This is a genomic window from Pseudomonas sp. ZS1P83 (assembly GCF_054897825.1).
Window position 1 is genome coordinate 94,757 of record NZ_CM142706.1, and the last position, 16,662, is coordinate 111,418.

Genomic DNA, 16,662 nt, shown 5'->3' on the forward strand with positions numbered 1-16,662 from the left:
TTAAGATCAGAGGCCAAAAGCACTGATCGAAGAAGGCGACTTGTAAAGGTCGCCTTTTTTTTACCGGGGTATAGCGCAGTCCGGTAGCGCGCCTGCTTTGGGAGCAGGATGTCAGGAGTTCGAATCCCCTTACCCCGACCATATTAAAAATCCTCGTATCGAAAGATACGGGGATTTTTTTTGTCCAACCGTTCGATAAAGGACGCCACGTAAGTGCGGCGATAACCCTGGCTGGCGGGGCGCCCGGCTCGGGTGTGGCCATTTAGCGGGCGTGGTATATCGCTACTGTGTCGCGCAAGGGGGGAGTTTGTAAGCGAAGGGGAGATACAGTGAGGGGAGATACAGTGAGACACACAAGTGTTCGCAGGAAAGACCGAGGCGCCTGCATCGCGGGCAAGTCGGATCGCCGCACCGCACGCTCCCACAGGTTATGTGTCGGCCCCAGATTTCATGGTCGACACAAATCCTGTGGGAGCGTGCGGTGCGGCGATCCGACTTGCCCGCGAAGAGGCCCTGACAGACGCCGAATGTTTAGTGCAGTTTGAGTCGCGGCTCAGTCCCGCGCCCGATCTTGCTGCCCAACATCAGCATCGCTGTGCGGAACGCGCCATACAGCGCCATCTGGTGCATGCGATACAGCGACACGTAAAACATCCGCGCCAGCCAGCCTTCGAGCATCACGCTGCCGGTGAGGTTGCCCATCAAGTTACCCACAGCCGAAAAACGCGACAGCGAGATCAGCGAACCGTAATCGGTGTATTTGTACGCAGGCAGAGGCTTGCCTTCGATTCGCAGCTTCAGCGATTTGGCCAGCAACGAAGCTTGCTGATGCGCAGCCTGGGCGCGCGGCGGTACGTTGCGATCAGTGCCCGGCTGCGGGCAGGCCGCGCAGTCACCGAAGGCGAAGATGTTCTCGTCGCGGGTGGTTTGCAGGGTCGGCAGCACTTGCAGCTGATTGATCCGGTTGGTCTCCAGACCATCGATGTCCTTGAGGAACCCCGGTGCACGAATCCCGGCCGCCCAGACTTTCAGGCTGGCGTTGATGACTTTGCCATCGGCGGTAATCAGGCTGTCGGCCGTCACTTCACTGACGGCGGCGTTGGTCATGACGTTGACCCCAAGCTTCTCCAGGGTTTTATGCACAGGCCCGCCGATACGTTCCGGCAGCGCTGGCAGCACCCGTGGCCCGGCTTCGATCAAGGTAATGTGCATGTTTTCCGGTTTGATCCGGTCCAGGCCGTAAGCCGCCAGTTCATGGGCGGCGTTGTGCAGTTCGGCGGCCAGTTCGACCCCGGTAGCACCGGCACCCACGATGGCCACGCTGATCTGCTCGATCTTGTCGGTCTGCCCGGCGTGCGCGCGCAGGTAGTGGTTGAGCAATTGCTGATGGAAGCGCTCGGCCTGTTTGCGGGTGTCAAGGAACAGGCAGTGTTGCGCCGCGCCCTGAGTGCCGAAATCGTTGGTGGTGCTGCCGACCGCGATCACCAGCGAGTCGTAACCCAGCTCACGGGCTGGAACCAGCTCCACGCCGGCTTCGTCGTAGGTGGCCGCCAACTGGATTTTCTTCTGTGCGCGATCAAGCCCGCTCATGCGCCCCAGCTGGAACTCGAAGTGGTTCCATTTCGCCTGGGCAACATAGTTGAGTTCATCTTCGGAAGAGTTCAGCGATCCGGCCGCCACTTCATGCAACAGCGGTTTCCAGATGTGGGTCAGGTTCGCGTCGACCAGCATCACACTGGCCGTGCCGCGCTTGCCCAGAGTCTTACCCAGACGGGTAGCCAACTCCAGACCGCCGGCGCCGCCGCCAACGATGACAATACGATGAGTCATGGGGATATCTCGCAAGGCTAAAAGAAATCGGTGCAATTACCCGAGCGAGCGCGAGGCAGCTCATAGCGTCAGGTAGCTGATAAGTCGGCTCAACAGGCCTAAACCAATGGTCACTGCCAACACCACCACCAGGAGCATCCACGGCCGGAAAGGCCGGCGCTCGACTCGGTGCTGGGACAAGTGCAGGTACTCTTCGACATGCTTTTGGTCGTCGGGGTTCAGGCGGCTGGTCATATTGGGCCTCGTCAGGAGTAGACGTTGCTGGATGTGTAGAAGCTACAGGCTGATTTAACGAACGTTGAACGGAGCATAGCCGCTGGCAGGAATGGGCTCGACGCTCACCGTATCGTCCAGGCGAATGATTCCACTTTGTAACACTCGGGCAGTGATTCCGCCATGTCCGCGAACGGCCTGAAAGGTCCCGGGGCCGAGGTTATTCTCGAGGCGGGCGCAGGGTTGGCACCAGCCAGTGGTTTCGAAAATCGCCTGGCCGATCTTGAAGCGTCGGCCTTTGAGACTGAACAAATTGATGCCGCTGACGACCAGGTTGCGCCGCAGATCATGCGCTAAAACCGGTTGATCGGCCGGGCGGCCCATCAGTGAACTGATCACGGCCAGATGCTCCCACTGAATCAGCGTCACCTGGCGCGCATTACGCACGCCCGGGCGAGCGCGATCGCCGGTTAACCCAGCCTCGAGACGCGCTTCTACCGCATCGAGTTCGATCATCGGCGCATGGCGCTCCGGGCGCACGCCGATCCAGCGGACCCGGCCCTGCTGCGGCACTTCGACGATCAGCTCCTGCAATGGACTCACAGGCTGATCCCGACGTCGAAAACAATGCTGCGGCCCAGGTTGCTGCGCAGAAAATCCGGTGCCTCGGGGTGCGCGAACAGCACACGGGCGAAGGTCGGACCGACCAGCGATAACGAGCGCCAGCCCTGGCGCAGGTATTCGGTCGGCGGCGGGAAATGGCTGTTGAGGTCCAGCACTTCGCGCTTGAGGCTGGCGAAGGCAATGATGTCCAGTTCGCCCAGGTCCATGCCACGTTCTTTGTAGTTGTGCGCTTTTTTGCGCAAGGTCGGCGCCAGTCTCAGCAGGAACTCATTGGCCGGGATGCGCCGGGGCTTAGCCTCGCGGCGTACCAGCTGACTCAGGGAAAACGCGCTGCGCCGGCGCTGCAGCTCATCGCGCCATTCGTCGTTGAGGCGTCGGCCTTCATCAAGTACGAAAAACACTTCGAAACTGGCGTCACGAAACAGCACGTCCGGTGGCTCCCCGGCCGGGGCAAATTCGTCGGCGCGATAGGGAATGTTCAGGCCCTGCAGCAGGCGCTGACAGACCCAACGCTCACGCTCCCATTTGCGGGCATTGGACAGGAACGCGTTGGCTTGCTCGGCCGCGATGGTCAGCAGGCGTAAATAATCTGAGTCATCCATAGGCCCAAGCTTAGCGTTCAAATGCGATCGCAAAGAAGACAGTTTATCGGAGAGGGTCAGAACTGCCGGATTTGCGGCGCGCCATGCCCGCGACATTCCTCATCCCGCGCCCGGTTCAGAGCACTGCACAAAACGGATAGCGATCTGCGCAAAGCGGATATTGCCCCGTGTCTGGCGACTTTACCCTCGGCTGTACGGACGTGAGCCGTGCTACCGACGCTCTCAAAAGAACAACAACAAGAGATAGATGCCATGCGCAAGATTGACGTACATGAGGTTATCGACAATGCACGATTCAACCGCTTCCACTGGATGGTGCTGTTCTGGTGTGCCCTGATCATCATCTTCGACGGTTACGATTTGGTGATCTATGGCGTGGTGCTGCCGATGCTGATGAAAGAGTGGGGGCTCAGTCCCCTGCAAGCGGGCGCACTGGGCAGTTATGCACTGTTCGGCATGATGTTCGGTGCGCTGTTTTTCGGCCCGCTGTCAGACAAGATCGGCCGCAAAAAAGCCATCACGATCTGCGTGATGCTCTTCAGCGGGTTTACCGTGCTCAATGGTTTTGCCCGTAACCCCACCGAGTTTGGCCTCTGCCGGTTCATTGCCGGGCTCGGCATTGGCGGGGTGATGCCCAACGTCGTGGCGCTGATGAATGAGTACGCGCCGAAGAAGATCCGCAGCACGCTGGTGGCGATCATGTTCAGCGGCTACTCGGTGGGCGGCATGCTCTCGGCGGGGCTCGGTATCGTGCTGATCCCGAGTTTTGGTTGGCAATCGGTGTTTTACGTGGCGGTACTGCCGTTGCTGTTGTTGCCGTTGATCATGTACTTCCTGCCCGAGTCGGTGGGTTTCATGCTGCGTCAGGGACGCAATGAAGAGGCGCGCAACATTCTGGAACGGATTGATCCGGCTTACGTCGCACTCGCCAGCGATCAGTTGCACATGAGCGAAGTAAAGGGCACCGGCACCCCCGTGTTGCAACTGTTCCGCGAGGGTCGTGCGCTGCGCACGCTGATGCTGTGGCTGGCGTTCTTCTGCTGCCTGCTGATGGTCTACGCCTTGAGTTCCTGGCTGCCAAAACTGATGGCCAATGCCGGTTACAGCCTGGGCTCGAGTTTGTCGTTCCTGCTGGTGCTCAACTTCGGTGCCATTTTCGGCGCGGTGGGCGGCGGTGTGCTGGGGGACAAACTCAACCTGCCGCGGGTGTTGGCGGTGTTCTTCGCGGTGGCTGCCGTGTCGATCACATTGCTGGGGTTCAACAGTCCGATGCCGCTGTTGTATCTGCTGATCGCTATTGCCGGCGCCACCACCATCGGCTCGCAGATTCTGTTGTACGCCTGCGCCGCGCAGTTCTACTCCATGACCATTCGCTCCACCGGTTTGGGTTGGGCGTCGGGCATCGGGCGCAACGGCGCTATTGTCGGTCCGCTGCTGGGCGGTGCGTTACTGGGGATTAGCCTGCCGTTGCAACTGAATTTCATGGCGTTTGCCTTGCCCGGTGCGGTGGCCGCGATCGCCATGACCGTGTTTGCCATCAGCAGTCGGCGCAGTGCCAAACAACAGTTACCTAGCTTGCACGCATCGCCTGACGGGGCTGTCGGCCAGGCTTCATGAAAACGTTACTCAAGGACTTTTCCCTGTCTGCGGCAGTCGCCGGATTTATCGCCACGGTGATTTCCTACGCAGGCCCTTTGGTGATCATCTTTCAGGCCGCCGAGACCGCGCACCTCTCGCGGGAGGTGTTGTCTTCCTGGGTTTGGGCGATTTCCATCGGCAGCGCTGTGCTCGGTATCGGGTTGAGCCTGCGTTACCGCGTCCCGGTGATCATCGCGTGGTCGGCGCCGGGCTCGGCGTTGCTGGTGGCGCTGTTGCCGGGGATCTCCATGCCGGAGGCGGTGGGTGCTTATCTGGTCAGCAGCCTGATTATCTTTCTGGTTGGGGTATCGGGGGCTTTTGACCGGATCATCAGCAAACTGCCCGCGGCGATTGCGGCGGCCATGCTTGCGGGAATTCTGTTCAGCTTCGGCACCGGTTTATTCATCTCGTTGCAGGGCAAGCCGCTGCTGGTGCTGGCGATGTTTGCCACGTACCTGATCTGCAAACGGCTGATGCCGCGTTATGCGGTGCTGATGGTACTGCTGGTGGGCTGCTCCATCGCCTTTTTCGTTGGTGATTTGCACCGCGAAGCGCTGGTGATCGGCTTGGCCACGCCGGTATGGATCACGCCCGCGTTTAGCCTGAGCGCGACCCTGAATATCGCCTTGCCGCTGGTGATGGTGGCGCTGACCGGCCAGTTTGTGCCCGGCATGGCGGTGCTGCGTGCCAGTGGTTACCCCACGCCGGCAAGCCCGATCATCGCCAGCAGTGCGTTGGGCACGGCGCTGTTGGCACCGTTCGGTTGTCACGGGCTGAATCTGGCAGCAATCACCGCGGCGATTTGTACCGGGCGCGAAGCCCATGAAGATCCCGGCAAACGCTATGTGGCCGGGGTTGTGGGCGGGGTGTGTTACCTGGTGCTGGGGATCTTCGGTGCCACCCTGGTTTCACTGTTTTCGGCGTTCCCCAAAGAACTGATCGCGGCCCTGGCCGGGCTGGCGCTGTTCGCCGCGATTGCCGGGGCGCTGGCCGGCGCAATGGCCGTGCCGAGTGATCGCGAAGCCGCGTTGGTGACCTTCCTGACCACCGCATCTGGCATGTCGTTGCTTGGTTTGTCTGCGGCCTTTTGGGGGCTGATTTTCGGCATGGTCACCCACTTGTTGTTAAACGCCCGACGTCCTGTTCCTCGCAGCGAATCCGCTGCGGCTGAAGCACTTCAACCTGTCGATCAATAAAAACAAGAGAAAAAAACGATGAAACAGATTCTTCCAGCAACCGGATCAGTGTTGTCCATGGCTGTCGTCTCGACTTTCTCCGCCGGTGCGATGGCGGCGGAGGGCGGCTTCATCGAAGACACCACGGCGACATTGCAAGCGCGCAATTACTACTTCAGCCGGGACTTTTCCGACATCGTCGGCGCTAACAAACAGTCGAAGGCTGAAGAGTGGGCACAGGGCTTCATTCTCAACGTCAAATCCGGTTACACCCAAGGTTCCGTTGGTTTTGGTGTGGACGTCATTGGCCTGCTCGGCCTCAAACTCGACAGCAGCCGGGATCGGGTCAATACCGGTTTGCTGCCGGTGCAGGATGATGGGCGTGCGGCGAATGATTACAGCCGAATGGAGGGCGCGCTGAAGGTGCGCTACTCCAAAACCGAACTGAAGGTGGGTGAGCTGCAACCCCATCTGCCGGTACTGGCCTTCAGCGATATCCGGCTGCTGCCGCCCAGCTATCAGGGCGCAAGCATCAGCTCGAACGAGATCAATGGCCTGACTGTGCAGGGCGGTCACTTGAGTTCGACCAGCTTGCGCAACGAGGCCGGCGACGAAAAGATGCAAGCCATGCTCGGTCATGTACCGCAGCGTCAGGTCAGCAGTGATGGCTTCAACTTTGCCGGCGCCGAGTACGCCTTCAATGATAAGCGCAGCACGGTCAGTGCCTGGTTCGGACAACTGGAAGATATTTACAACCAGCGCTTTCTCGGCCTCAAGCACAGCCAGCCGTTGGGCAATTGGACCCTGGGTGCCAACCTGGGGTATTACGATTCGCGTGAAGACGGTAAAAAATTGCTCGGCAACATCGACAACCAGGCGTTCTTCTCGTTGCTGTCGGCCAAGCGCGGCGGCCACACGTTTTATGTCGGCTATCAGGGCATGTTCGGCGACAGCGCCTTCCCGCGAGTGTTTGCCAACATTTCACCGTTGGGCAACGAAGTGCCGACCTACGAGTTCGCCTACACCGATGAGCGCTCCTGGCAAGCGCGTTACGACTACGATTTCGCGGCCCTTGGCGTGCCGGGGCTGACCAGTACCGTGCGCTACATCACCGGCAACAATGTCGATACCGGCAAAGGGTTCGAGGGCAAGGACCGCGAGCGTGATCTCGATCTCGGCTATGTGCTGCAGAGTGGCAGCCTCAAAGGCCTCGGGTTTCGCGTGCGCAACGCGATGGCGCGCTCCAACTACCGCAGTGATATCGATGAGAATCGCCTGATCCTCAGTTACACCTGGACGCTGCTATGACTATTGGAAAAGAACAGCCACCGTACAAAATCGGCGCGAAATTGCTGTTGATGATGGCGGGCGCAGGCGCGGTGATATTGGGCTGGGGCGATAACGAACGGTGGGTGCTGGCCGGTGGGATCAACCTCGCGTTGCTGTGTGCGGCAGTGCTTTATCGATGCCAGCCACGTGAGGCATTGGTGCCTGTGCCCTCACCCGCGTGGGAGACTGCCGAACCGATTGCCTTACCGATCGAGGCGCCGATCAAGGCACCGCTGGCGCAGCCAGCACTGCCCGAACGCGAGTGGCCGGGGGCGATTGTGCAAGTCACGCTGGAGCAATTGACCGAGTCCGTGCTGCAAACCGAGGAAGACATGCGCTTTGCCAATCAACTGGCACGTACGGCCGGCGAACGGGTCAAGGCAAGTGCGCTGAGCATGCAGTCTTCGGCCAGTGTGCTGGAGGATTTGAGCCTTTACATGCAGCGTCTGGATCAAGTGTTCGATGAGCTCGGCAGTCAGTCGATGCGCATCGGAGCGATTGTTGGCAGCATCCAGGACATTTCCCGTCAGACCAACCTGTTGGCGCTGAACGCGGCTATCGAGGCGGCGAGGGCGGGCAGCCATGGCCGAGGGTTTGCGGTAGTGGCCGATGAGGTGCGCAATCTCTCGCGTCAGGCAGCGGACTCCAGTGCGCAGATCCGGCAAATCGCTACGGGGCTGGAACAGTCCGCGGAGCAGGCACGCCAGGGTCTTCAACAGTTGTCCGGTTCAACCCGTCTGGGTCTGGAAAAGGCCGGAGTGGCTTTGCATTCGATGGGCGAACTGCAAAGCGGTGCGGTGGCCAGGGTCGAGGTCGTCGAGCGCATCATGGCGCGCTTGGCCGGCCTGCATGACTTGGCCTTGCAGGCGAAACGGATGATCGTTTGAGTCGTGCGTCGCGTCTGTGTCAAAGATTGCTCATGCAGTTACCCATCACTTGATACGTCACGCGATGAGTCTGGCCTTGATGATCGATGTAGACCATGGTGGCTGGCACAACGTCGCAGGCCGTTGCGGTGTCTGTCACTGAAACAACTTCGGCGATGTCCAGCGGCTGTGCCGGGTTGTAACGGGTGGTGGCTGGCTCGTTGCCGGCGGCCATGGCCGAGGTGGCGACAACGGTCAGAAACAGGCTGATCAGGGTTTTCATTTTTCCGTGCTCCGTGTGGTTCCGATACCTGAATTCTAGTCTTTGCCCACGACCGATAAAGGGGCCAGCGCCTCATGCAGCCTTACATGAAACGTAACAGTTACCGCCCCTGGAGGGCCTATGGATCTGCTCAATAACTTGCGGGTGTTCGTCCGCGTGGTGGACTGCGCAAGTTTCACTGCCGCCGCTGATGCGCTGGACCTGTCGACCGCGCAGGTGTCGCGGTTGGTGGCGGATCTGGAGCAGCATGTGCAAGCACGCTTGCTGCAACGCACCACGCGTCGATTGAGCCTGACCGAGGCCGGTGAACGATTCCTGCTGCGCAGTCGGCAAATACTCGAAGAAATGGAGGAGGCAACGGCTGAGGCCCGCGGCGCTCATCTCAAGCCGAGTGGACGGCTGCGGGTTCACAGCATGAATGGCCTGGGCGTGCTGATCACGCCGTTGATCGCCCGCTACTGCGAGCTTTACCCCGACGTGGTGTTTGAGTTGACCCTGTCGCAGCGCAATCCCGATCCGCTGGAGGACGGGCACGATGTGGTGATTTCGATTGCCCATGAACTGGCCGATTCGCAATTGGTCGCCCAGGCCATCGGGCAGATTTACAGCGTGCCCTGCGCCTCCCCGGACTACCTGCAACGGCGTGGCGTGCCGCACACACCGATGGCGCTGAACGATCATCAGTGCCTGCGCATGGTCGACCCGTTGTACAGCAATGAATGGGTGTTCCAGGACGAAGAGGGCGAGCAGGCCGTCAGCCCGGCCAAAACCTTTCAGTGCAATGTCGCCGAATCGATGGTCAAGGCGTCGGAAGCCGGCATGGGGATCAGCCTGATTCCGTTCTACACCGCGACGCGCTCCTTGAGCGATGGCACCTTGTTGCGTTTGCTGCCGGCCTGGCGCGCCCGTGAACGCAATGTGTATGCGCTGTACCCGTCGCGGCGTTTTCTCGATGCCAAGGTCCGGACGTGGGTGGACTTTCTCAAGGCCGAATTACCCAAGCTATTCGCTGAACACGAGGCGGTGATGAGCGATCCACGGCATTGGGCCTGAAGTCGAATGGCGGGCGAAGGCGGGTGTAGACTGAGGGCCCGTTCTCTTTCGGCAAGACAAGGGAGTGTGCCCAGCCATGATCGGCGCCGAGTTACTGTCACCTGAAACCCTCACGGCGGGGTGGTTGATCTATGTTCCGGTGCTGATCTGGGCCGTTGCGCGAGCACCGTGGGTCGAACTGTTCAGCGACAGCCGCCGCCAGCATCTGCTGTTCGGCACGGTGTTCGCGCTGTTCATGCTCTGGCTGGTGCGACGGGATTTCGACACCGGCGTGTCTTATCACTTCATCGGTATGACGGCGGTGACCTTGCTGTTGGATTGGCCACTGGCGATCGTCGGCGCACTGGTGGCGCAATTCGGACTGGTGCTGCTCGGGCGCCAGGATCTGGCGGCGATGGGGGTCAATGGCGCGCTGCTGATTCTGCTGCCGGTGCTGGTCACCGAGTGCTGCGCGATCCTGGTGGAGCGAGCGCAGCCGCGCAATCCCTTTGTGTATATCTTCGTGTCCGGTTTTTTTTCGGCGGCGCTGTCGGCGTTGCTGTGCCTGGTGTTGGCGCTGTGGTTGCTGTGGTTCAACGAACGTTTTGCCATGCCCTTTTGGCTGGAAGATTTTGTGGGTTATCTGTGGCTGCTGATTTTCCCGGAAGCATTTATCAACGGCATGGTGGTCAGCGCGCTGGTGGTGTTTTGCCCCGAGTGGCTGGAGACGTTCAATCGCACGCGCTACCTTTCGGCGCCCTGGAAAGACGACGATCCCAAATCTTGATCCACATCAAATGCAAAAATCGCTCACGAATCCATGCTTGGGGAAACCTTCAGGAGCATCGAAATGAGTGTCTACGAATGGGCAAGGCAGGAGTTGCGCCAGAGTCTGGATGGGGCGCAGGAAGTGGGGTTTGATCCGGGGTTGAGCCTGCGCGCCTTGCTCAGTGCCGTGGTGCAACAGAGCAAGGCAGTGCGCAGCGCCGAAGACCTGGCCGATGAGTTGCGTTTTCTTGCGGAAAACCTCGATGACAGTCAGGACTATGGTTTTATGCGGCCTTGAAGATCAGTGACGCGGGTCAAAGTCTTCGCTGAACAGTTCGTCTTCGGCATCCGGACTGACCGGAATCTTGTGTTCTTCCGACGCCCACGCGCCCAGGTCAATCAGCTTGCAACGGTCCGAACAGAATGGCCGGAATTTGCTCTCGGGGCTCCATTCAACAGGGGCGCCGCAGGTTGGGCATTCGACGGTTGGGGTTTGGCTCATGACTGGCCTCCACGCAAAGTAAGGTAAAAGTGATGCAGACGTTCGACCTCGCTGTGCAGCCAGGCGAGGTCGCGGTCGTTGACCACAACATCGTCGGCGTGGCTCACGCGGTCCTGTCGGCTGGACTGGGCCTTGAGGATCGCCTGGACCTGTTGCTCGCTGGTCTGGTCACGCTGCAGGGTGCGCTCGATCTGTAGCTGTTCCGGGGCATCGATCACCAGGACCCGTTGGGTCATGGCGTACTGCCCGGACTCGATCAGCAGCGGCGAAACCAGAATCGCGTAAGGCGATTGTGCCTTGGCCAGATGATCGGCGATTTCCTTGGCGATCAGCGGATGCAGCAGCGCTTCGAGCCAGCGGCGTTCCTCTGGCACTTCGAAGATCAGTTTGCGCAACGCAGCGCGATCCAGTTGCCCGTCGGCTTGCAAGACGCCGGGGCCGAAGTGTTCGGCGATCTTTGCCAGCGCCGGGCGCCCCGGTTCCACCACCCAACGCGCCGCATGATCAGCGTCCACTACGTGCACGCCCTGGTCGATGAAGTGCTGGGCCGCCGCGCTTTTGCCACTGCCGATGCCGCCGGTCAGGCCGAGAATCCAGGGTTTTTCCACAGGGATATTCATTTCAAACCGACAAACTGCCAATAGAAGTCGGTTATTTGACCACCCCAGAGCAAGGCAATCCAGCCTGCAATCGCCAGAAAGGGTCCGAAGGGGATCGGTGTCGACGTTTGTGCGTTGCGCAGGCGCAGTAAAATCACCCCGATGATCGCCCCCACGAGCGATGACAGCAGGATAGTCAGGGGCAAAATCTGCCAGCCACCCCAGGCCCCGAGCATTGCCAATAACTTGAAATCGCCGTGGCCGATGCCGTCCTTGCCGGTGATCAGCTTGAACAGCCAGAACACCGACCACAACGCCATATACCCGGCCACCGCGCCCCATAATGCGTCAGGCAGGGGCACGAAGAGCTCGAAGCTGTTGACGATCAGTCCCAGCCACATCAGTGGCAGCACCAGCACATCCGGCAGCAGTTGGTGCTCGGCATCGATCAGGCTCATCGTCAGCAACCCCCAGCTCAGGACCAGCGCCATGCAGGCCTGCCAGCCGAAACCGAAATGCCACGCGATGAGCGCCGAGAGCAGACCGCACGCCAGTTCGGTCAACAGATAGCGTTTGCTGATCGCTGCCGCGCAGTTCGAGCACCGCCCCCGTAAAAACAGGTAACTGAGCAGCGGAATGTTTTCCCAGGCGCGGATTCGATGGCCGCAATGAGGGCACTGGGAATGGGGCAGCATCAGGTTGAAGGTCGGCAGCGGTGTCTCGCTTGGCAAGCCCAGCACGTCACGAGCCTCCTGGCGCCATTCGCGGTCAAGCATTTTTGGCAGGCGCCAGACCACCACGTTGAGAAAGCTGCCAATCAGCAGGCCGACCAACATGGCTGCGATCACGAAGGCCAACGGGTAGAGGATCAGAATGTCGTTCAAGGGCATGTCAGATCGCTGAGCCGAGTTGGAAGATGGGCAGGTACATCGCAACCACCAGGCCACCGACGATAACCCCCAGCACCACCATGATGAACGGCTCCATCAGGCTGGTGAGGTTATCAACCATGTTGTCCACTTCGTCCTCGTAGAAGCTCGCGACTTTATCGAGCATGTCGTCCAGCGCGCCGGACTCTTCGCCAATGGCTGTCATCTGAATCGCCATGTTGGGAAAGATGCCGGAGGTGCGCATGGAAAAATTCAGCTGCATACCGGTGGATACGTCCTGCTTGATACGCAGCACCGCACGCTTGAATACGATGTTGCCAGTCGCGCCGGCCACCGAATCCAGGGCTTCCACCAGCGGCACCCCGGCGGCGAAGGTGGTCGACAGTGTGCGGGCGTAACGGGCCACGGCAGACTTGTACATCAGTGTGCCAATCAACGGCAGTTTCAGTAACCAGGTGTCCATCCGGTCCCGAAAGCCCCGCGACGTTTTAAAGGCGTGGCGCACGCCGAAGATCACCGCGATCAGCACGCCGAGCATCGCCCACCACCACGCCTGCATGAACTCCGACAAGCCAATGACCATCACGGTGAAAGCCGGCAATTCGGCGCCAAACCCTTTGAATACCGATTCGAACTGCGGCACCACTTTGACCAGCAAAATCCCGGTCACAATGACCGCAACGAACACCACCGCCAGCGGGTAGGTCATGGCCTTTTTGATCTTGGCCTTGAGGCTTTCGCTCTTTTCCTTATAGGTCGCCACTCTCTCCAACAGGGTATCGAGAGCACCCGCCTGCTCGCCGGCATCGACCAGGTTGCAGTAGAGCTCATCGAAGTATTGGGGCTTTTTGCGCAGGGAAGCGGCGAAGCTGTTACCCGCCGCGACTTCCTGTTTTACCTCGTCTACCAGTGTGCGCATGGCCGGGTTATCAAAGCCTTCACCGATGATGTCGAAGGACTGCAACAGCGGTACACCGGCTTTCATCATGGTCGCCATCTGCCGGGTGAACAGGGCAATGTCCTGGGACTTGATGCGCTTGCCCATGTTGAAAATCGAGGTGGACTTCTTGCGTACCTTGCCAGGGTTGATGCCCTGCTTGCGCAACTGGGCCTTGATCAACGCCGGGTTCTGACCGCTCAACTCACCGGTCATTTTGGTGCCTTTGCGGTCTGTGCCTTCCCAGGCGTAGACGCTGATTTTTGCTGCTTTGACCGCCATATTCAGTCCTTGGTGACCCGGTTGATTTCTTCAAGGCTGGTGATGCCTTGCATGGCCTTGAGCAGGCCCGACGTACGCAGGTCGTTAAAACCGTCCTTACGCATCTGGATGTCGATTTCCAGTGAATTGCCTTCGGCCATGATCAGCCGTTGCAGGTCCGGTGTGTTCTTCACCACCTCATAAATCCCGACTCGGCCTTTGTAACCGTTGTTGCAGTGATCGCAACCGACTGGCTCATAGATCGTGAATGAGCCGATGCGTTCCTCGGGGAAGCCTTCCTTGAGTAGCGCCTCACGGGGAATCTCGATGGGTTTCTTGCAATGGCTGCACAATTTGCGCGCCAGGCGCTGGGCGATGATCAGGCTGACCGAGGTGGCAATGTTGAACCCCTGGATGCCCATGTTGTGCAGGCGTGTCAGGGTTTCGGCGGCGCTGTTGGTGTGCAGGGTCGACAGCACCAGGTGCCCGGTCTGGGCCGCCTTGATGGCGATTTCGGCGGTTTCGAGGTCGCGGATCTCGCCGACCATGATCACGTCCGGGTCCTGTCGCAGAAATGAGCGCAGCGCCTGGGCGAAGTCCATTCCTTGTTTGGGATTGACGTTGACCTGGTTGATGCCTTCCATGTTGATCTCCACCGGGTCTTCGGCGGTGGAGATGTTGATGTCCACGGTGTTGAGAATATTCAGGCCGGTGTAGAGCGACACGGTCTTGCCCGAACCAGTGGGCCCGGTCACCAGAATCATCCCCTGTGGCTGCTTGAGGGCGGCCATGTACAGGTCTTTCTGATCGGGCTCATAGCCGAGGGCGTCGATGCCCATTTGAGCGCTGGACGGGTCGAGGATCCGGATCACCACTTTCTCGCCCCACAGGGTTGGCAGGGTGTTGACCCGAAAGTCGATGGATTTGCTCTTGGACAGGCGCATCTTGATCCGCCCGTCCTGCGGCCGACGCCGTTCCGAGATGTCGAGGCTGGCCATGACTTTCAGCCGCGCGGCGATGCGATTGGCCAGTTGAATCGGTGGTTTGGCGACTTCACGCAAAATACCGTCGGTACGCATCCGCACGCGGTAGGTTTTTTCATAGGGTTCGAAATGCAGGTCTGAAGAGCCGCTTTTGATCGCGTCCAGCAACATTTTGTGGACGAAGCGCACCACCGGCGCGTCATCGGCATCCTGGCCGGCGATGGCGTCCTGTTTGTTGTCATCGATCGACTCGATGTCCACACCATCAAGGTCGACATCGGCCATGTCTTCCAGGCCGGTACCGGGGCTGTCGAAGAATTTTTCGATGGCATCAGTGAGTTTGTCGTCTTCGACCAGAATGGCTTCGGTATTGAGCCCGGTGCTGAACTGGATATCGTTAATGACCTGGTGATTGGTCGGGTCGGAAATCCCCACGAACAGTTTGTTGCCGCGTCGCCAGAGGGGCAGGGCGTGGTGCTGGCGGATCAGTTTCTCGCTGACCAGACCCTTGGGTTGGATTTCCTTGTCCAGGCAGTTGAGGTCGAGCAAGGTCATGCCGAAGTGTTCTGACGCGATCTCGGCGACCTGGCGGCTTTTCACCAGCTTGTTCTGCACCAGGTAACTGACCAGGGGGAGGTGATTGCGTTGGGCTTGCTGATACGCCTGTTGCGCGCTTTTGTCAGTGAGCAGCTCGGCCAGGACCAATTGCTTGGCCAGACCGCTAAGGGCGATGTCATTCATTGGGATACCGGACGCAGACAGTTCATGACTTATAGCCTAGTCAAGCGAAGGAACCTAACCAGCGACGTTCAGGTGACAAAAAGTGTCAGATAGTGCGGATTCTGGGGGTAGGAAAGGGGTTTGTATCGATCGCACGCCCCGCCAACACGGAGCGAAGGGCTTGGCATGGGCTGTGCTGCGGCTAGTTCAGATCATGAGATTTCGACTCATGCATGGAGCTTGTCTATGAATACTCAAAAAGGTTTTACCCTGATCGAGCTGTTGATCGTGGTGGCGATCATCGGGATTCTGGCGACGTTTGCGTTGCCGCAGTACTCCAAGTATCAGGCTCGGGCCAAAGTGACGGCGGGTATTGCCGAAGTTTCGGCGCTGAAAGTGCCTTATGAAGATGTCATTAACGCAGGGTCCGCCGATCCGACCATTGCCAACGTCAATGCGACTGTTGCTGCTACTCAGAACTGCAACCTTTCGGTGACGGGGACTGTTGCCGCTGGTACCGGAACCATTGTATGTACGCTGATCAATGCCCCGGCGCCTGTATTGGGCAAGACTATTACCATTTCTCGTAGCGCGACTGCCGGTTGGACTTGCGCAACCACTGCCGCCAAGGACTATTCGACTACTGGCTGCCCAGGCGTTTGATTTAGCGCTGGCTGCACCATACCTCGCCTTAATGGTGGGGTATTTTTTTGTCTGGAATTTGATGGTCATCACGCCGGCAAGAAAATCCCGACAATTCATGGCTTTAGGCCTGCGTTAAAACCCGCAACTTGCATGTCAATAACAACGAGGTCATGCAATTTGCATGATTCCGAAAATTGGTCATATTCATAAGATGATGATTTATAAGGATTTATTTCCTGTCTCAAAGTTGGCACACCGTTCGCAATATACCCAGTAACCCTGCTGACAAGACACGCAGCAGACTATCTAGAAAAACAGGAGTTACTCGTATGAAGAAGTTCGCTATCGCTGCCGCTACTGCTACCGCGCTGACCCTGACCTTGGCCAACGCTGCATTTGCACAGACCAGCCAAGCCACCCAAGCCCCGATGACACTGGCGGCGGGTGAAATGACCAAGGCTAAAGAATCCACTTCCGATACCTGGATCACTACCAAAGTCAAAGCAGATCTGGTCACCGAAAAAGGCATTCCTGGTACCGACATTAAAGTCGAAACCAACAAAGGCGTTGTGTCCCTGTCGTCCACCGTTGCGGTGACAGACGCTCAGAAAACCACCGCCGTGGCTATCGCCAAGAAAATCAAAGGCGTCAAAGCGGTCTCCGCTGACGGCCTGAAAGCCGAGTAAGGCAAGACTTCTCGCCTGGACTGGGAGATGGCGCGGCAGGCGGGCCGAGCAATACGCCTGCCGCCTCTGGAGGGTTCAT

The 16,662-nt window shown here is 59.0% G+C and carries 19 protein-coding genes and 1 tRNA gene; 10 read left to right on the forward strand and 10 right to left on the reverse strand.

Translation table 11 applies throughout. The annotated features are described in order from the left end of the window. The first annotated feature begins 64 nt into the window (after nt 1-64). Nucleotides 65-141, forward strand: a tRNA-Pro gene (locus ACYZT0_RS00485). 390 nt (nt 142-531) lie between these two features. Here ACYZT0_RS00485 and ACYZT0_RS00490 read toward each other — a convergent pair. Genes ACYZT0_RS00490 through ACYZT0_RS00505 form a run of 4 tightly spaced genes read right to left on the reverse strand, consistent with a single transcriptional unit; the run spans nt 532 to nt 3,269 of the window. Continuing rightward, nucleotides 532-1,830, reverse strand: coding sequence for an NAD(P)/FAD-dependent oxidoreductase (locus tag ACYZT0_RS00490; RefSeq protein ID WP_462044185.1), 1,299 nt, complete (start codon nt 1,828-1,830; stop codon nt 532-534). A 60-nt stretch (nt 1,831-1,890) separates the two neighbouring features. After that, on the reverse strand, nt 1,891-2,064 hold the full coding sequence (locus tag ACYZT0_RS00495) for a DUF3094 domain-containing protein (RefSeq protein WP_032830895.1): 174 nt from the start codon (nt 2,062-2,064) through the stop codon (nt 1,891-1,893). A 54-nt stretch (nt 2,065-2,118) separates the two neighbouring features. Continuing rightward, nucleotides 2,119-2,646, reverse strand: a complete 528-nt coding sequence (locus tag ACYZT0_RS00500; RefSeq protein ID WP_462044186.1) for an MOSC domain-containing protein — start codon at nt 2,644-2,646, stop codon at nt 2,119-2,121. Further along, nucleotides 2,643-3,269, reverse strand: coding sequence for a DUF1780 domain-containing protein (locus ACYZT0_RS00505; protein WP_116581801.1), 627 nt, complete (start codon nt 3,267-3,269; stop codon nt 2,643-2,645). The genes ACYZT0_RS00500 and ACYZT0_RS00505 overlap by 4 nt, the downstream gene beginning before the upstream one ends. A 252-nt stretch (nt 3,270-3,521) precedes the next feature. Between ACYZT0_RS00505 and ACYZT0_RS00510 the strand changes: the two genes are divergently transcribed. The 4 genes from ACYZT0_RS00510 (at nt 3,522) to ACYZT0_RS00525 (ending at nt 8,298) form a co-directional block, all read left to right on the forward strand. Beyond that, entirely contained in the window at nt 3,522-4,886 is a 1,365-nt protein-coding gene (locus ACYZT0_RS00510; protein WP_462044187.1) for an aromatic acid/H+ symport family MFS transporter, read from the forward strand. Continuing rightward, entirely contained in the window at nt 4,883-6,103 is a 1,221-nt protein-coding gene (locus ACYZT0_RS00515) for a benzoate/H(+) symporter BenE family transporter (protein WP_462044188.1), read from the forward strand. The genes ACYZT0_RS00510 and ACYZT0_RS00515 overlap by 4 nt, the downstream gene beginning before the upstream one ends. Nucleotides 6,104-6,121: 18 nt before the next feature. Next, entirely contained in the window at nt 6,122-7,390 is a 1,269-nt protein-coding gene (locus tag ACYZT0_RS00520; RefSeq protein WP_462044189.1) for an OprD family porin, read from the forward strand. 458 nt (nt 7,391-7,848) lie between these two features. Beyond that, nucleotides 7,849-8,298: a methyl-accepting chemotaxis protein gene (locus ACYZT0_RS00525; RefSeq protein ID WP_415760683.1), complete on the forward strand. Its 450-nt coding sequence runs from the start codon at nt 7,849-7,851 to the stop codon at nt 8,296-8,298. Between the two features lie 19 nt (nt 8,299-8,317). Here ACYZT0_RS00525 and ACYZT0_RS00530 read toward each other — a convergent pair whose 3' ends face one another. Beyond that, the gene (locus ACYZT0_RS00530; protein WP_462044190.1) at nt 8,318-8,560 is read right to left on the reverse strand and encodes a DUF2790 domain-containing protein; all 243 of its coding nucleotides are present in this window, start codon (nt 8,558-8,560) and stop codon (nt 8,318-8,320) included. Nucleotides 8,561-8,680: 120 nt separating this feature from the next. Here ACYZT0_RS00530 and ACYZT0_RS00535 point away from each other — a divergent pair, with 120 nt between their 5' ends. The 3 genes from ACYZT0_RS00535 (at nt 8,681) to ACYZT0_RS00545 (ending at nt 10,658) form a co-directional block, all read left to right on the forward strand. Continuing rightward, entirely contained in the window at nt 8,681-9,613 is a 933-nt protein-coding gene (locus ACYZT0_RS00535; RefSeq protein WP_462044191.1) for a LysR family transcriptional regulator, read from the forward strand. Between the two features lie 76 nt (nt 9,614-9,689). Next, the gene (locus ACYZT0_RS00540; RefSeq protein ID WP_462044192.1) at nt 9,690-10,379 is read left to right on the forward strand and encodes an energy-coupling factor ABC transporter permease; all 690 of its coding nucleotides are present in this window, start codon (nt 9,690-9,692) and stop codon (nt 10,377-10,379) included. Nucleotides 10,380-10,442: 63 nt separating this feature from the next. Further along, nucleotides 10,443-10,658 carry a hypothetical protein gene (locus ACYZT0_RS00545; RefSeq protein WP_033054332.1) on the forward strand — a complete coding sequence of 72 codons (216 nt, stop codon included), beginning with the start codon at nt 10,443-10,445 and terminating at the stop codon, nt 10,656-10,658. A gap of 3 nt (nt 10,659-10,661) precedes the next feature. On the opposite strand, the gene yacG is transcribed toward ACYZT0_RS00545, so the two are convergent. From yacG to pilB, 5 genes are read right to left on the reverse strand one after another with little or no spacing between them, the layout of a single operon-like run. Continuing rightward, entirely contained in the window at nt 10,662-10,862 is a 201-nt protein-coding gene (gene yacG, locus ACYZT0_RS00550; RefSeq protein WP_223485972.1) for a DNA gyrase inhibitor YacG, read from the reverse strand. Next, complete coding sequence (gene coaE / locus ACYZT0_RS00555; RefSeq protein WP_462044193.1) at nt 10,859-11,482, reverse strand: dephospho-CoA kinase; 624 nt, start codon at nt 11,480-11,482, stop codon at nt 10,859-10,861. Before coaE ends, yacG begins: the two co-directional genes overlap by 4 nt. Next, the gene (locus ACYZT0_RS00560) at nt 11,479-12,351 is read right to left on the reverse strand and encodes a prepilin peptidase (RefSeq protein WP_462044194.1); all 873 of its coding nucleotides are present in this window, start codon (nt 12,349-12,351) and stop codon (nt 11,479-11,481) included. The genes coaE and ACYZT0_RS00560 overlap by 4 nt, the downstream gene beginning before the upstream one ends. 1 nt (nt 12,352) lies before the next feature. Next, nucleotides 12,353-13,570 (reverse strand): type II secretion system F family protein, encoded by a 1,218-nt coding sequence (locus tag ACYZT0_RS00565; RefSeq protein WP_462044195.1) that lies wholly within the window; start codon nt 13,568-13,570, stop codon nt 12,353-12,355. 2 nt (nt 13,571-13,572) lie between these two features. Then, entirely contained in the window at nt 13,573-15,273 is a 1,701-nt protein-coding gene (gene pilB, locus ACYZT0_RS00570) for a type IV-A pilus assembly ATPase PilB (protein WP_462044196.1), read from the reverse strand. 225 nt (nt 15,274-15,498) lie between these two features. On the opposite strand from pilB, the gene ACYZT0_RS00575 reads away from it, so the two are divergent. Together ACYZT0_RS00575 and ACYZT0_RS00580 are read left to right on the forward strand one after the other, a co-directional pair. Then, nucleotides 15,499-15,915 (forward strand): pilin, encoded by a 417-nt coding sequence (locus ACYZT0_RS00575; RefSeq protein WP_462044197.1) that lies wholly within the window; start codon nt 15,499-15,501, stop codon nt 15,913-15,915. 311 nt (nt 15,916-16,226) lie between these two features. Next, nucleotides 16,227-16,583 (forward strand): BON domain-containing protein, encoded by a 357-nt coding sequence (locus tag ACYZT0_RS00580; RefSeq protein ID WP_462044198.1) that lies wholly within the window; start codon nt 16,227-16,229, stop codon nt 16,581-16,583. Nucleotides 16,584-16,662: the final 79 nt, after the last annotated feature.

Bases quoted from the DNA above. Each gene is read 5' to 3' on its own strand.
- ACYZT0_RS00540 (WP_462044192.1), top strand. From the start codon at position 9,690: ATGATCGGCGCCGAGTTACTGTCACCTGAAACCCTCACGGCGGGGTGG.
- pilB (WP_462044196.1), bottom strand. From the start codon at position 15,273: ATGAATGACATCGCCCTTAGCGGTCTGGCCAAGCAATTGGTCCTGGCC.
- ACYZT0_RS00490 (WP_462044185.1), bottom strand. From the start codon at position 1,830: ATGACTCATCGTATTGTCATCGTTGGCGGCGGCGCCGGCGGTCTGGAG.
- ACYZT0_RS00515 (WP_462044188.1), top strand. From the start codon at position 4,883: ATGAAAACGTTACTCAAGGACTTTTCCCTGTCTGCGGCAGTCGCCGGA.
- ACYZT0_RS00575 (WP_462044197.1), top strand. From the start codon at position 15,499: ATGAATACTCAAAAAGGTTTTACCCTGATCGAGCTGTTGATCGTGGTG.
- ACYZT0_RS00545 (WP_033054332.1), top strand. From the start codon at position 10,443: ATGAGTGTCTACGAATGGGCAAGGCAGGAGTTGCGCCAGAGTCTGGAT.
- ACYZT0_RS00525 (WP_415760683.1), top strand. From the start codon at position 7,849: ATGCAGCGTCTGGATCAAGTGTTCGATGAGCTCGGCAGTCAGTCGATG.
- ACYZT0_RS00510 (WP_462044187.1), top strand. From the start codon at position 3,522: ATGCGCAAGATTGACGTACATGAGGTTATCGACAATGCACGATTCAAC.
- coaE (WP_462044193.1), bottom strand. From the start codon at position 11,482: ATGAATATCCCTGTGGAAAAACCCTGGATTCTCGGCCTGACCGGCGGC.
- ACYZT0_RS00530 (WP_462044190.1), bottom strand. From the start codon at position 8,560: ATGAAAACCCTGATCAGCCTGTTTCTGACCGTTGTCGCCACCTCGGCC.
- ACYZT0_RS00505 (WP_116581801.1), bottom strand. From the start codon at position 3,269: ATGGATGACTCAGATTATTTACGCCTGCTGACCATCGCGGCCGAGCAA.
- yacG (WP_223485972.1), bottom strand. From the start codon at position 10,862: ATGAGCCAAACCCCAACCGTCGAATGCCCAACCTGCGGCGCCCCTGTT.
- ACYZT0_RS00520 (WP_462044189.1), top strand. From the start codon at position 6,122: ATGAAACAGATTCTTCCAGCAACCGGATCAGTGTTGTCCATGGCTGTC.
- ACYZT0_RS00535 (WP_462044191.1), top strand. From the start codon at position 8,681: ATGGATCTGCTCAATAACTTGCGGGTGTTCGTCCGCGTGGTGGACTGC.
- ACYZT0_RS00580 (WP_462044198.1), top strand. From the start codon at position 16,227: ATGAAGAAGTTCGCTATCGCTGCCGCTACTGCTACCGCGCTGACCCTG.
- ACYZT0_RS00565 (WP_462044195.1), bottom strand. From the start codon at position 13,570: ATGGCGGTCAAAGCAGCAAAAATCAGCGTCTACGCCTGGGAAGGCACA.
- ACYZT0_RS00495 (WP_032830895.1), bottom strand. From the start codon at position 2,064: ATGACCAGCCGCCTGAACCCCGACGACCAAAAGCATGTCGAAGAGTAC.
- ACYZT0_RS00560 (WP_462044194.1), bottom strand. From the start codon at position 12,351: ATGCCCTTGAACGACATTCTGATCCTCTACCCGTTGGCCTTCGTGATC.